Annotated in this window: 14 protein-coding genes; 5 read left to right on the forward strand and 9 right to left on the reverse strand. The window is 65.7% G+C overall.

Going from position 1 to position 13,936, the window contains the following annotated elements; all coding sequences use genetic code 11:
• Nucleotides 1-29 precede the first annotated feature (29 nt).
• Complete coding sequence (locus K3M67_RS18660) at nucleotides 30-308, forward strand: hypothetical protein (RefSeq protein ID WP_285832981.1); 279 nt, start codon at nucleotides 30-32, stop codon at nucleotides 306-308.
• Here K3M67_RS18660 and K3M67_RS18665 read toward each other — a convergent pair.
• Nucleotides 299-1,990 (reverse strand): FAD-binding protein, encoded by a 1,692-nt coding sequence (locus K3M67_RS18665; protein ID WP_066854919.1) that lies wholly within the window; start codon nucleotides 1,988-1,990, stop codon nucleotides 299-301. The two genes, K3M67_RS18660 and K3M67_RS18665, sit on opposite strands and share 10 nt — an antisense overlap.
• A gap of 149 nt (nucleotides 1,991-2,139) precedes the next feature.
• On the opposite strand from K3M67_RS18665, the gene K3M67_RS18670 reads away from it, so the two are divergent.
• Nucleotides 2,140-2,940: an enoyl-CoA hydratase/isomerase family protein gene (locus tag K3M67_RS18670; RefSeq protein ID WP_285832982.1), complete on the forward strand. Its 801-nt coding sequence runs from the start codon at nucleotides 2,140-2,142 to the stop codon at nucleotides 2,938-2,940.
• 6 nt (nucleotides 2,941-2,946) lie between these two features.
• On the opposite strand, the gene K3M67_RS18675 is transcribed toward K3M67_RS18670, so the two are convergent.
• From K3M67_RS18675 to K3M67_RS18705, 7 genes are all read right to left on the reverse strand, one after another.
• Nucleotides 2,947-4,050, reverse strand: a complete 1,104-nt coding sequence (locus tag K3M67_RS18675; protein WP_285832983.1) for a Gfo/Idh/MocA family protein — start codon at nucleotides 4,048-4,050, stop codon at nucleotides 2,947-2,949.
• A 2-nt stretch (nucleotides 4,051-4,052) separates the two neighbouring features.
• Complete coding sequence (locus K3M67_RS18680) at nucleotides 4,053-4,283, reverse strand: biotin/lipoyl-containing protein (protein WP_066854927.1); 231 nt, start codon at nucleotides 4,281-4,283, stop codon at nucleotides 4,053-4,055.
• Nucleotides 4,284-4,398: 115 nt separating this feature from the next.
• A complete protein-coding gene (locus K3M67_RS18685) occupies nucleotides 4,399-5,055 on the reverse strand; it encodes a carboxymuconolactone decarboxylase family protein (protein ID WP_285832984.1) in 657 nt (218 codons plus the stop codon).
• A 30-nt stretch (nucleotides 5,056-5,085) separates the two neighbouring features.
• Complete coding sequence (locus tag K3M67_RS18690) at nucleotides 5,086-6,420, reverse strand: MFS transporter (RefSeq protein ID WP_066854930.1); 1,335 nt, start codon at nucleotides 6,418-6,420, stop codon at nucleotides 5,086-5,088.
• Nucleotides 6,421-6,446: 26 nt separating this feature from the next.
• On the reverse strand, nucleotides 6,447-7,199 hold the full coding sequence (locus tag K3M67_RS18695) for an SDR family oxidoreductase (RefSeq protein ID WP_285832985.1): 753 nt from the start codon (nucleotides 7,197-7,199) through the stop codon (nucleotides 6,447-6,449).
• 82 nt (nucleotides 7,200-7,281) lie between these two features.
• On the reverse strand, nucleotides 7,282-8,706 hold the full coding sequence (locus K3M67_RS18700) for an acyl-CoA reductase (RefSeq protein WP_285832986.1): 1,425 nt from the start codon (nucleotides 8,704-8,706) through the stop codon (nucleotides 7,282-7,284).
• On the reverse strand, nucleotides 8,703-10,055 hold the full coding sequence (locus K3M67_RS18705; protein WP_285833730.1) for a hypothetical protein: 1,353 nt from the start codon (nucleotides 10,053-10,055) through the stop codon (nucleotides 8,703-8,705). The genes K3M67_RS18700 and K3M67_RS18705 overlap by 4 nt, the downstream gene beginning before the upstream one ends.
• Nucleotides 10,056-10,157: 102 nt before the next feature.
• On the opposite strand from K3M67_RS18705, the gene K3M67_RS18710 reads away from it, so the two are divergent.
• Genes K3M67_RS18710 through K3M67_RS18720 form a run of 3 tightly spaced genes read left to right on the forward strand, consistent with a single transcriptional unit; the run spans nucleotide 10,158 to nucleotide 12,896 of the window.
• Complete coding sequence (locus K3M67_RS18710) at nucleotides 10,158-10,805, forward strand: TetR/AcrR family transcriptional regulator (RefSeq protein WP_285832987.1); 648 nt, start codon at nucleotides 10,158-10,160, stop codon at nucleotides 10,803-10,805.
• Between the two features lie 16 nt (nucleotides 10,806-10,821).
• The gene (locus tag K3M67_RS18715; protein WP_285832988.1) at nucleotides 10,822-12,036 is read left to right on the forward strand and encodes an MFS transporter; all 1,215 of its coding nucleotides are present in this window, start codon (nucleotides 10,822-10,824) and stop codon (nucleotides 12,034-12,036) included.
• Nucleotides 12,033-12,896 carry an SDR family NAD(P)-dependent oxidoreductase gene (locus tag K3M67_RS18720; protein WP_066854944.1) on the forward strand — a complete coding sequence of 288 codons (864 nt, stop codon included), beginning with the start codon at nucleotides 12,033-12,035 and terminating at the stop codon, nucleotides 12,894-12,896. Before K3M67_RS18715 ends, K3M67_RS18720 begins: the two co-directional genes overlap by 4 nt.
• Here the strand turns inward: K3M67_RS18720 and K3M67_RS18725 are convergent.
• Nucleotides 12,890-13,933: an NAD(P)H-dependent amine dehydrogenase family protein gene (locus K3M67_RS18725; protein ID WP_285832989.1), complete on the reverse strand. Its 1,044-nt coding sequence runs from the start codon at nucleotides 13,931-13,933 to the stop codon at nucleotides 12,890-12,892. The two genes, K3M67_RS18720 and K3M67_RS18725, sit on opposite strands and share 7 nt — an antisense overlap.
• Nucleotides 13,934-13,936 lie beyond the last annotated feature (3 nt).

Genomic DNA, 13,936 nt, shown 5'->3' on the forward strand with positions numbered 1-13,936 from the left:
GGGCCATGCTGGCGCAAAAGGACAGCATCATGAATGACGAGAAGGACAATGTGCGGGCAGCGGCCGAGCGCGTGCTGCAACTGGAATCGGAACTGGAGGCGGAAGGGATCGCGACGACGGACAGCGATCCGATGATTGTCCTGCGCGCGTCACTCCATGACTGGGTCGAGACGGTGGTAGCGGTCGTCGCATCGCCGGGCGTCGGCCGGGTCACACTGATCCATGATGATGGCAGCGAATCCCGGATCGCCTCGCCCGGCCTGCCATTCCGCCTGTCCCGCCCAGCCCGGTTCGACGATCAGGGCTGATTGCCCAGGCCCGCCGCGTGGCGGGCGGCGATATAGCCGAAGGTCATGGAAGGACCGATGCTTGACCCCGCGCCGGGGTAGACATTGCCCATCACCGATGCGGTCGTGACGCCGGTGGCGTACAGCCGCTCGATCGCCTGTCCTGCGGCATCGACAACGCGCGCCTGATCGTCCGTGATCACCCCGCCATAGGTGCTGACATCGCCCGGCACCACCGGAACCGCGTAGAAGGGGCCCTTCTCGATCGAACCGATAGCACTGCGCGCGGAAAAGGGATCGCCGACGAAGCCGCAATTGTCATAGGCGCGTTCGCCCCGGTGAAAATCCTGATCCACACCCGCAGCGACAAAGCCGTTCCAGCGCGCCACCGTCGCCGCCAGTATGGCCGGATCGACCTGAATCCGCCCGGCCAGTTCCGCGATCGTATCGGCCATGTGCAGATAGCCGGTCTCGATCCAGCCGTCAGGAATCTTCCTGTCGATGAACCGGCCGGCGACTGCATATGATTCGACATATTGCCGGTCGAAAATGGCCCAGCTGGGAATGGCGGGCGCGACGGCATTCCGCCGAAGCATGGTTTCGCAATAGAGTTCGTAACTGCCGCCTTCGTTCATGTAGCGGAGCCCGGTCCGATCCACGAGAATGGCATGGGGCTTGCCGGTCATCGACTGGGCGCCCGGAGCGACATAGCCCTTGTCCCAGCCGGGCATGGGGGTCATCTGATAGCCGACCATCTGGTCCATCTGGGCGAGCTGACCACCGATCCGCTCCAGTTCCACCAGCATCTCGCCGGTGTCGCCCTCGGCCGTCTGCGACCATGCCGCGTTGGAACCGGGAATATAGCGGTCGCGCATTTCCTGATTGCGAGCGAAGCCGCCCGCATTGACCAAGATGCCGAGCCGCGCGCCTATCCGCCAGGGATGGCCGTCCTTCATGGTGACGACGCCGGTCGCGGCGTCGCCTTCGATGATGAGTTCGCTGACCGGCGTTTCCAGTCGCAGGTCGATGCCGGCCGCGAGCACCGCCTTGAGCATCCGCCCCTGCAAAGCGGCGCCCGCGGTCGTATATTTCCGGCCGAGCAGCCGATCGCGGATGGTACGCAGCACGATCCGCGCGAGCAACCTGCCCGACGCCTTGTTGGTTCGCCGATGGCCCTGCGCCTCCATGCCCTCGACCAGCGTCACATTGAACTCAGCGAAGCCCTGTCGCAGCTTGTCCTGCCATGGCCCCAGTTCCTTCCGGTCGAACGGCTTGGCCACGACCGTGCGGGATGTCTTGCAGCCGCCGGGCAGCTCATCATAATAATCCGGCCAGAAGGTCGCGCCGCGTTGCAGTTCCACGCCCTTGCCGACCAGAAAGTCGATCGCGCGCGGCGCCTGCGTGACATAGGCAAGCCGCTTTTCACGCGCGGCGCCTGGCGCGGGATTGCCGTCCAGTTCCTGCAATGCGTCGAGATAGGCCATCGCCGCATCCGCGTCATCCTGTTCGCCGTCCGCCAGCATGAACCGGTTGCCCGGTATCCACATGACGCCGCCGGACTTGGCGGTGGTTCCGCCCGCCCAAGGCGTCTTTTCGAGGATGACGACGGATTTGCCCGCATCGCGCATGACCAGTGCCGAACTCATCGCCCCGGCGCCGCTGCCCACGACCACCCAGTCGAACATCTCGTCAAAGCCGGCCATGCTGCGCTCTCCATCCTTTGTTGCCCGAGCTATAGCGCGATGGCGCGCGATGGCATCCCGCGCGACGGGAAGGGGCCGCGCTTATCGCCCCGGCGACGTTGGCGGAACGGCGCGACATGATAAGGGAAGCGCCGAGGAGAGAAGCCGTCATGACCACGACATTGCCCCATTTCCAGACCATCCTGCTCGAACGGCGTGAGCGGCTGCTGGTGGTGACGCTCAATCGGCCGGATGCGCTCAATGCCGTGGACCGCGTGCTGCACGACGAACTGCCCGAAGCCCTGGGGTTTGCGGGGACCGACCCCGCTTCCGACGTGATCCTGCTGACCGGCGCCGGGCGCGCCTTCTCCGCCGGGGGCGACATTGCCCATATGGAGCATAATGCGGCCCATCCCCACCTGTTCGATCATGAAGCGCGGCAGGCCAAGCGGATCATTGCCGCGCTGCTCGACATCGAAAAGCCCGTGGTGTGCCGGATGAACGGCCATGCGGTCGGCCTTGGCGCCTCGATCGCGCTGCTGTGCGATGTCATCTTCGCCGCTGACGGCGCCCGGATCGGCGACCCCCATGTCGGCATAGGGCTGGTCGCGGGTGATGGCGGCGCCATTATCTGGGCGCAGCGCGTCGGCCTGGCCCGCGCGAAGGAATATCTGCTGACGGGCGAGTTGCTGGATGCGCGCCGGGCGGCGGAGATCGGCCTCATCAACCATTGCGTCGCACCGGCCGACCTGGACAGCGAAGTGGACAGCTTTTGCGCAAAGTTGCTGGCGGGCGCGCCGCAGGCGATCCGCTGGACCAAGATATTGACCAACATGGAACTGAAGCGGATCGCCTGCGCGGTGATGGAGGCCGGGATCGCCTATGAATCGCTGAGCGTGCGCAGTGCCGACCATCGCGAGGGGATAACAGCGCTGAAGGAGAAGAGGCGGCCGCGCTTTACCGGGCGCTAGGCCGCCTCATAAGACATCAGCGAGTTTTACCCAGCGGCGCTCGCCGCTCGACAGCCGGATCGCTTCCTGGAGCCGTTCTATTTCCAGCGCCTCCGCGAAGTCGGGCGCGCCCTGGCCGCGGCTACGAATAGCCTCGACCATGGCGCGCATCGACAGCGCCATCGGGAAGCTGGGCTGGGGTTCGCTCTGCCAGTCGAGCATGATGTCCGGCGCCGTCCGGAAAGAGTCGGGAATGGCCACATCTTCCAGCGCGCCGCCAATCTGCCCCACGCGCAACAGGCAGTCGCGTGCGGTCGGGAAGGTCGGGGAGGAGGCGATCAACCGCCCCTTCTCCCCGAAGACGTCGATCACCCAGCCATCGTGCAGCGCCATGCTCCAGCTGATCTGCATCTGGAGCACCAGCCCGCTTTCGAACCGCAGGATGACGTTGGCGAGATCATTGGTTTGCGGCGTGATGCTGTCCCCGTCGGGGAAGCGCCATTGTTCCAGGATGCGGCGATCGTCTGCTACCAGTTCGGCGATCGGGCCGAACAGGTGCCGCAGCATGTAGAGCGCGTGGCTGCCATTGTTGCGCACCGCCGACACGCCCTGACCCGCCTGCGCGAACCAGTTATAGGGAAACTGGCGGTTCGGCGCATTGAACAGCGACAGGTTGAAATGGCAGGTACCGCCAAGCGGGGTACCGACATGGCCCGCGTCCAGCATCGCCTTCATCTGTCGGTGGGCGGGCAGCCATTGGGCGAAGGCGTCGACGACTCCCACCGCGCCGCTGCCGCGCCAGGCCGCGTCGATTGCCTTCGCCCCAGTCCAGTCGGGCGCATGGGGACTGGCGTTGTAGACATGCTTGCCATGGGCGAGCGCGGCCAGCACCATCGGCAGGCGGACGCTGGGCCGCGTGCCCAGATCGACGATGTCGATGTCCGGATCCGCGCACATCTGCTCGGCATTCCAGAAGGCGCGAGGCAGGCCCAGACGGTCGGCAGCGGCGCGCGCCGTTTCCTCCCGCGAAGTGCAGATGGCCGTCACCTCGACCCCGGCTATGGCGCGCCAGGCCGGCAGATGGGCAAAGGCGCCCCAAGCGGCGCTGACGATGCCGACGCGCAGCGGCATCGCTATTCGATGGTGCCCAGGACGGTTCCGACTTCGTAGGTCTCGCCCGGCGCGGCGATGATGCGCAGCGTGCCACTGGCGGGCGCCTCCACCTCATTGGCGGACTTGTCGGCTTCCAGCAGGAAGAGCGGCTGGCCCTCGGCCACCTGCGCACCGTCCTCCACCAGCCATTCGGCAATCTGGGCCTCGGTCATCGAAAAGCCGATCTTGGGCAGCAATATCTCGGTCGCCACGGTTGGTCCCTCTCAGAAATGAATGTCGTCGGCCTTCTTCATGCCCGTGGCGAGGGCCGCCGGGCAATGCGCGGCGGCGGCCGCGAACCCGATATCGTCGCCACGATTGTCCGCTTCAGTAGCCGCGGCTGTCAGTCCAATCCTCGGTTTCGCCCGGCTTGTAGGTCTTGCCCGGCAGCTTGCCCGACGCGGTGCGCAGATCGAAGCCGATCGGGTCCGCGCCACCCTCTATGCCGACGCCAAAGGCGGACAGCGCCCAGCTGGTCATGACATAATGGCCGATGGAAAAGACCAGATCCATTTTCTGCCGCGTGTCGAAATGGCGATCCAGCACCGCCCAGGTCGGATCGGAAACGGTGCCATCGCGCATCAGTTCGTCCACCGACCGCAGGATGGCATCATCCGCCTCGTCCCAGTTGCCGCCCTCGGGATAGTCGCGGATCGCGGCGATGTCCTCCAGCGTCAGACCGGCGTTGAGCGCATAGCCGACATGGTTGTGCCATTCATAGGCGGACTTCACACGCCAGGCGACACGCAGGATCAGCAGTTCCAGATGGCGCGTGGACAGCGTATTGGACATCAGCAGATGCCGGCCCCAGATATTATAGACCTTCCCCAGATCGGGATGGTTGGCCATGACCATCAGGACGTTGGTCTTGGACCCTTCTTCCCAGGCATTGGGCTCGCCCCAATAGGCGAAGACCTCGCGTGCATCATCGGTCCATTCCGGGCGCGGCAAGGGAAGGATGCGGGGGGTGATCTGCGTCATCATGAAATCTCCTTGGGCATTCCGCTCGCGGTATCAGTGCATCGCCAATTTGGGCGCGGGACCGTCCCAGCCGCCCGCCACCTTGAAGTCTTCGCGGCAGTGGCGGCTGGCGATCCAGGCCAGAAACGTGCTGGGAACGCCGACGAGCAGCGCCCAGCGCATCGCCATGCCCAGCGACTCTTCGCCATAGGAGGGGCGCAGCAGGTCGCTGAGCCAGCCGACCAGCACAGGCCCGCCCCCCAGACCCAGAACCTGGATCGACACCATCAACAGCGCGATGGCCGTCGCGCGTGAACGTGACGGGACCAGACCCGCCACCACTGCCATCAGGGGCGCCGCCGACAGGCCGCCGATCAGCATGTTGAGACCGTATAGCGGGAATACCACTTCGCTGGGGCCGGTAAGGATCATCCAGCCGATGCCGGTGGCCAGCGCGCCGCTGATCATCAGCATCCAGACATACCAGCGCAGGTCGCGACGGCCGAGAAAATCGGCCAGCGGACCGCCGATGCTGTGACCGATGGCCGATCCGAAGAAGAGCGCGCCGCCCATCTGCAAACCCGCCTGGCTGGCCGGCATCCCGTGTGTGCGTTCGACAAAGGCGGGCGCCCAGCTGATGAAGCCCATGGTCAGCAGGGCGTTGAGCGAGGCAGCGAGGATCAGCGGCGGCAGGGTTCGGATCGCCATGAGTTCGCGCGCGGTCTGGAGGAAGGAGGCGGGCGGCTCCATTCGGGCCGGCGCGCCGTCGGCCAGGCCTGGCCGGGTGTCGCGCAGCGTGAACCAGACGATCGGCGCGAGGAGGAACCCCGGAATGCTGGCGAAGATCAGCGTATTGCGCCAGCCATATTCCTGCACCGCCCAGCCGCCCACGGCAGGGCCGATGAACGTGCCGAGCGAGGCGCCCAGCAGGAAGACGGAAAGCGCGGTGGCGCGCTGTCGGATCGGGAACAGATCGGCGACCCAGGCCTGGGACGGCGGCGTGAAGCCGCCTTCACCAAGGCCGATTCCGGCGCGTCCGATCAGCAAAATCCAGAAACTTTTGGCTGCCCCACAAACGATCACGGCCGCGCTCCAGACGGTGGCGGCGATGGCCACGATCTTGCGCTTCGACCATCGGTCTGCCAGGCGCGCCAGCGGAATGATCGCCAGGATGTAGACGATGGCGATGATCATGTCCTTGGCCATGCCGATCGCCGCGTCGGAGAGACCCAGTTCGCGGCGGATCGGTTCGACCATCACCACCATCAGATAGCGTTCGCCCTGCACCGATGCCGACACCAGCACCATCACGAACAGGAACCAGGAGCGATAGGCCATTCCCGGCAACTGGTCGGCGCTGGCAGGCGCGCGCGGGTCACAATCGGCCATGGATGATCCTCACCTGGGGGGCTCGCCTACATCGCCGCCGTGTCGGCGGTCGGGCGTATGAGGATTTGCGACACGTTCGCGCGCGCAGGCAATGCGGTGATGAAAAGGATCGCTTGCGCGATGTCCTCCGGCTGCATCGCGCTGTCCTTGCCGACATGATCGGTCATCGCCGCACGCATGGCGGGATCGCTGATTCCGCCGGCGACCTCCGTGGCCGTCGCGCCCGGTTCGACGATGGCGACGCGGATGCCCGCCCCGCCGACTTCCTGCCGCAGGCTTTCGGTAAGACCGGTCAGCCCGAACTTGCTGGTGGAATAGGGCCCGAACAGTCCAGCCGCGCGCCGCCCCGCAGTCGACGAGATGTTGATGATGTCGCCACCCCCCTGCGCCTTCATCGACCCGATCGCGGCCTTGCAGGTGTAGAGCGTGCCGAGCAGGTTGATGTCGATGACCCGGCGCCATTCGTCGAGCGACAGGCTTTCGACCCCGCCCGACTGGATGACGCCGGCGGAATTGACGAGGATGTCGATGCGACCGAAGCGATCGACCGTGTCGGTGACGGCGCGCATCGCCTCCACCTCGACCGCGACATTGCCGGGCAGGGCGATCGCCTCCCCGCCGGCCGCACGGATGCGGTCGACCAGCCGGCCAAGGCGATCGACGCGTCGCGCGGACAGGGCGACGGCAGCGCCGGCCCCCGCAAGGGCGATCGCCGCCGCCTCACCGATGCCCGATGATGCGCCTGTCACGAGCGCTACCTTGCCTGCAAGACTGCCCATCCTGTCCACTCCATCACCCTTCTTGTGGAGCGATGATCGCCCGGAGGCGGGACGTCGCGCAAGGATGACGGGCAGATATCGCTCAGGCGTCCTCCTCGCTCATCCAGCGTACCAGATGCTGCATCGGGAACATGCCGTCATGGGTCCCGCCCGCGACATGCTTGGCCGCGCCGCCGAGCCGCACCACCCGCTGTGCGCCCGCGCTGGCGAGGCGGTCGCGCAGCGCCGCCTTGCGTTCGGGCGGGTAGACGCCGATCGTCTGGGTCGCGACATTCACATGAGCGATGGCATCGTCGAGCGAAGCGATGTGGACCACGTTGGCGGTCTTGTTGCTGGGATGGAAATCGACCGGTTCGTCGGTCAGGATGACCAGGCCGCGCCCGTCCGGCTTGCCCCAGACCTTGCAGTCGTCGCCCATCATCTGACGCATCTCGATCTCGTCGCGCACCTCGCGCGGGGGCGGCTGCCCGATCGCCGAGGCTGTCTCCCGATCGATGCCGAGCTGTTCCTGCAGGCGTGCGCAAAAGGTTTCGATCCCAGCGCGTTCGCCCTCGACGAAGAGGAAGCGGCTGGCAAGGCAGGCTTCCTGATTCATCGTCGCGACGTCGATCGCGGCCGCCTGCGCCACCTGTTCGATGACGTCGGGCGAGACAAAGGCTTCGGCGCCGATCATCGAGATCGACGTCTTGGGATCGAAGGATACCATCTGCAGGCCAGGGCCGATATACTGGATGACATTGCGGATCGCGTCACCCCCGCCCCAGGCGACGATCTTGTCGAAATATTGCGGGCGATAGAGCGCGCCTTCGATCCGCGTATCGCCACCGCGCCAATAGACCGCCGACATGGATTTGACCACCGGATGGTTCGGGTCGACATCGGCCATGGTGCGCAGCATCGCGACGCAGGTAAAGGGATCGCTCGACGGCATCTTGAAGAGATTGACCGCCTTCACCAGCGCACCCTGCGCGATCGAGGAAATGCATCCCGTCGGCGAATTGCCCGCCAGCATATGCACCATCCGGGTCGGGAATGCCCGCAGCGCGCCGCGATTGCCATGGGCGTCGATGCGCGCCACCCAGCCGTCGAGCGCGGCCGGGTTGAGGAAGCTCGTCTCGATGCTGCTCATCAGCCCGTCACGGGTCAGGAAATGCCTGGCGCGGCGGAAGAGATTTTCCACCACCCGGCGCGGCAAAGGATTCACCTTGACCGTATGTTCGAGCGCCTCGCGCAGATAGGGATTGGTCTCGAAATCCATCCGCCGTCCCGCCTCGACCAGGAAGTCGACGATCTCTGTCGTCGGCACATCATAGAGCGGTGGCAGTTCGGAGCGCGGCGCTACCAGCGCATTGAGGTCGATTTCCGGGGTCACGAAATCGACGCCCAGATCGCGCGAGCGGTGGCGAACCGCGTCGCCCTCCACCAGCCTGCCCCGCACGAAATGCCGGACCTGGATGGGTTCGACCGGCGCTTGCGCGATGGCCGCATTTTTTTCGACTACAGTCATGCCACACCTCGCACATAGGCATCGACCGTGCCCGCACAGCCGATCTTGTCGTCGCCTTCAAGGTCCGCGAAGCGGGCGATGGTGTCGCGGATGGATGGCCCGGCATTGCCGCAGGCACAGGGCCGGTAATCAAGGGAAATCCTGTCGCCGGTGATGACCCCGCCCCAGCGTCCGTCGAGCGACAGGTCGAAGAAGGCGGCGCGTCCTTCGACCTCGCCCTGCCCATCGCGCGCGACCAGCGCGTCGCCATCCCTGTCGAGGATCATCGGCACGATCCATGGCGGCACATGATAGCGTCCGCCCTCCCGGCATTTGGGCATCCCGCTGTTCAATTCCTGCATCGAGTAATTCTGGAAGTGCCGTCCTGCGGGAATGTTGAAGGTGTCATGGACGAATTGCTGATAATCATCGGGCAGTTGCGCGCGCTTGAGGCCTCCGCCGATGTAGATGCAGTTGTCCGGATTGAAGTCCTTGGCGCTGTAGCCGCGCTCGCGCACCTCTTTGGCGACATGGTAGAGCGCATTCCACATGCCCGCGATGTAGAGCTTGTCGGCGCGATGCTCGATCATCGCATCGGCCGCGAGATGGACGGCGCGGTCCATCGCCGCCTGCCGCACGCGCGACGTGTCCTCCAGTTCGGCAATGTCGCCGGGCCGCGCCGTTCCATCCACGATCGCCTTGCGCAGGACGACCATCCGAGTCAGCGATCCGACCGTGATCGGCGGTACGGGATATTGGAACATGTCCTTGTCGGGATCGCCGAATGCTTCGCGCTGCGCGTCCCCGATGACCTCGTTCTTGGGCACCTTGGCGACCGGAGCCAGCCCCATGATGCGGCGGTCGCGGTTCGGCTGCACCCCCGATCCCCAGGCGAAGACATTGACCGTATCGATCTTCGACCAGTCCATGTCCGCCCGCGACGCGATCAGCATCGCCGACTTGCCGGTCGTGCCGCTGGAGCAGGAGACGAAATGACCGGCCGCCTGGAGCCGGTCGATCCACTCGTCGACATCCTTCACACCGTCGAGGTCGACGCCCGTCACCGGATGGGCGGAGACAGTGTTCAGCCACTGGGTCAGTTTGTCCCAGCGCTCCTGCATCAGCCAGGCTTCGGGATAGCTTTTATAGGCGGTGTGCGGGAAGAGCAGCTTCACCGCGTCGTCGAGCGATCGCACCGCGTCGATGCCCGCCTCTCGCGCGCGGTGACCCAGCAGCCTGATGGCATCCTTCTTTTCCTGGAATCGCTCGTCGAGCGCCGCGATCTGCGCCGCGCGCAGTTCCTCATACGGAATGTTGAACCTGTAGTCCGAACTGACGAGTCCGGTCAGGCGGTCGGCCTGCACACCCATATCCTGCTCCTTGCCTTCGCGATCCTGGTGCATTAATAGCACCTGATACGTTTCATTATGCATGATTCGCAAAATCCGGCAAGGGCCATAATGATGCTGGTCATGGACACTCTCTCATCGCAGCGCGCCGGACGCGCCGGACGCCCCACCCGCGAACAGGCGCAGGCGCGCCAGGCCGAACTGCTGGACACGGCGCTCGACATGTTTCTCGATCGTGGGTTCGAACTGACGACGATGGAAGGCATCGCCGCTGCCGTCGGCATGACCAAGCGGACCATCTATGCCCGCTACGCCGAGAAATCGGCTCTCTTCCTGGCCGCGGTCACGCGCGCGATCGAACGCACGGCGACGACGACGGCCGAACTGCACGCGGTCGAGAGCGCGGATCTGGAAGCCACGTTGATCGCGGTGGCCCGACTGCGCATCGCCGATCTCTCGACCGTCGATGGCGTGCGATTGCGGCGGATCATCACCACCGAATCCTACCGGTTCCCGGAAATACTGATGCTGTCATACGACCAGGGTGCGCGTCCGCTGGCGGATTTTCTGGCCGACCTTCTGCGCCGCCACGATAGCGCCGGGGCGATTTGCGTGGAGCGGCCGGACATGGCAGCCAGTCTTTTCATGACCATGGTCCTGGGCGGGCCGGTGCGGCTGATCGCATCGCCCCAGGCAATGAGTCCGGCAGAGATCGATGAATGGGTCGGGGCAGCGGTCCGCCTGTTCCTCAATGGCGTCACAAGAAGATGACAGACAGGAGACGAGGATGGGATCGGCCTATTGGGGCGAGTTGCGGACGCATTGGCGTCCGCTGCTCGCCGCGACGATGGGACTTGGCTTTGGCATAGGCCTGTCCGCCTATACGATGAGCCTGTTCGCGCCCCAGTTGATCGGCGAGTTCGGCTGGGAAAGATCGCAATTCGCGCTGCTGGGCAGTTTCGGGATGCTGATGCTGGTGATGCAGCCGATCACCGGCCGGTTGACCGACCGTTTCGGCGTCCGCGCCGTGTCCGCGGTCGGCGTGCTGGCGGGTCCGGTCGCCTATATCGGCTTCGCCATGCAACCGGGCGACATCCGTTCCTTCTTCGCCATTGCCGTGGTGCAGATCATCCTCGGGACACTGACCACCTCGCCGGTCTATACTCGCGTCGTCGCGGAACGGTTCGAGCGGGCCCGCGGCCTGGCCTTTTCCATCGTCATGACCGGCCCGCCGCTGGTAGGCGCGCTGATTGCGCCGATGCTGGGCGGATTCATCGAAAACGAGGGCTGGCGCGCTGGCTATTTGCTGCTGGGTTGCGTGACCCTGATATTCGGGCTGATCGCGGTAATGATGACGCCGGCGCATGTCGGCGTCCACGAAATCGAAGGCTCGCCCCGAGCCCGGCCCGGCTATGGCGCCATCGTCCGCAACCCGGCCTTCTGGCTGCTGATCGCGGCGATGATATTGGTCAATTTCCCGCAGGGCCTCGCGTCCGCGCAGATGAAGCTGGTGCTGATGGACAGCGGCGCGCCTTCGCAGACCGCGACGTGGCTGATCTCCATCTACGCGGTCGGCGTGCTGATCGGCCGGTTCGCCTGCGGCCTGTCGCTCGACCGGATGCCGCCGCATCATGTCGCCGCGCTGGCTTTGTCGATGCCGGCGATCGGCATGGCGCTGCTGGCGTCGTCGATCGATGCCCCCTTCGTCCTGGCTCTGTCTGTCGCGATGATGGGAATGGCGCAGGGCGCCGAGGGCGACATCGCCGCCTATCTCGTATCGCGCCGCTTCGGCCTGGGCGTGTTCAGCCTGATCATGGGCTTTGTCGGCGCGTCGATCGCAGGCGGCGCGGCATTGGGATCGCTGACGCTCAGCCTGACGCTCAGCCTGTGGGACAGTTACGCCCCGTTCCTGGCGCTGAGCGCCTGCATCACCATCGTCGGCGCAAGCCTGTTTCTGGCATTGGGGCGTGGTCCCTGCAACTTGGAGGTCGTGCGCGCATGAGCGGGACAAAGAAAGTAGCCGTGGTCTCGGGCGCAAGCGCGGGCATCGGCAAGGCAGCGGCGCGCGCGCTGCTGCAACAGGGATGGCGGGTGATCGGCGTCGGCCGCGATCCGGAGCGCTGCGCTGCGGCGGCAGCGGAATTGTCCGCCCTGCCCGACGCCGATTTCACCATGGTTCAGGCCGACATGGCGCTGCTGGCGGAAACGGCGCGGGCGGCGGCGGACGTCGCGGCGCTGACACCGCACATCGACGCGCTGCTCAACAATGCCGGGGGCGTCCATGCCGAACGCGTCATCACGCCCGAAGGGCATGAGGCGACCTTCGCGTCCAATCATCTCGCGCCCTTCCTGCTTACGCGCAAGCTGATGCCGCAACTGGAGGCGGCGGCGGCACGGTCAGCGCCAGGCACGGTGCGGGTGGTCGCGACATCCTCCACCGGGCATGAACATTGCGACGGCATCCATTGGGATGACCTGACCTTCGCGGAGGGCTTTGTCGGCGGCGCCGCCTATTGCCATGCGAAGCTGGCCAACATCCTCTTCACGCGCGAACTGGCGCGCCGCACGCGCGGCAGCGGCATCGTCGCCCACGCCATGCATCCCGGGGTCGTGGCGAGCAATTTCGCGACCCACTGCGACGCGCCGATGCGCGCCTATATGGAATCGATCGCCGATCGCGCGCTGACGCCAGAGCAGGCCGCCGACACGCTGGTCTGGCTGGCAAGCGCGCAAGAGCCGGGGCGATCGAGCGGACGCTATTTCCACCAGCGCGCCGAACTCACCCCCTCGGCGACGGCACGGGATGACGAAGCGGCGGGCCGGCTCTGGGCAATCAGCGAGGCGCTGGTGGAGCGCTATTGAAAGCGCGCCACGATCTGGGGCAGGTCGACCGTAGTGCGAATACCAGGTGGCGCTTCGCATAGCGCGGGCACGGCGTTGACCGCACGATGGGCGGTCAGGCCGGGCGTGAATGCGGCATAATTCTCTGGCGCGACGGGAAAGGAGACGGCGACATCGAGCGGCGTATCGCCCTCTACCCGGATGCGCCATCCCGAAGGCCGCAGCGCCCAGTCGTCCCGATCGATCTCGCGTCCGCAATACCAATTGGCGCGGAACCGCAGGCGCACCTTGCCCTGATGCGACCCGGAAACGGTAATCCGCTGCGCCGCGACCGTGCCGACAGGCACGATGCCGGCCGCGATCGGGATGTCCCGAGTGGCGGCGCCAAATTCGCCCGTCGCGTCCCAATCATCGATGGCAATGCCGGTGGCATCCGCCAGCTGGGCGAGCGATCCGGCAAAATCCTGTTTCACATGCGCGATCTGGCGGGGATCGAAGGCGCCCGGCTGCCGGCCGAAGCCCATGACATCGAACAGCAGCGCGGGTGAATCGCGGCTCGCCAGATCGGCATATTCGTCGATCGTCAGGCATTCGAGCCGGCGGGACAGCGACAGCAGCGGCAAGGGCAATGCCTCGGTCACGAAACCGGGACTGGAGCCGGTGCTGTAGAGCGACGCGCTGCCCGCTTGGCAGGCCGTTTCGATGCGCTCCCGCACGTCGCGCGCCATGCCCGCGGGATGATGGAAATCGCCACGGGTGGTGACGATATTCTTGCCCGATTCGAGCAGGCGGCACAGTTCGTCCAGGTCGGTGCCCTGCCGCATGTAGAGGACGCAATCGGCGGGCGTCGCGACCAGATCGTCAACCGAGTTGGTCGCCGTGATTCCGCACCGGGGCAGCCCGGCCAGTTCGCCCGCGTCCCGGCCGGCCTTGGCGTCAGAACTGACCCACAGTCCGGCAAGGTCCAGCAGCGGATGCTCGATCACCGATCGCAGCGCGCGCAATCCGACATTGCCTGTCGCCCACTGGATCACGCGATAGCGTCTGCCGCCAGTCATCTT

The organism is Sphingobium sp. V4, assembly GCF_029590555.1.
Classification (GTDB): domain Bacteria; phylum Pseudomonadota; class Alphaproteobacteria; order Sphingomonadales; family Sphingomonadaceae; genus Sphingobium.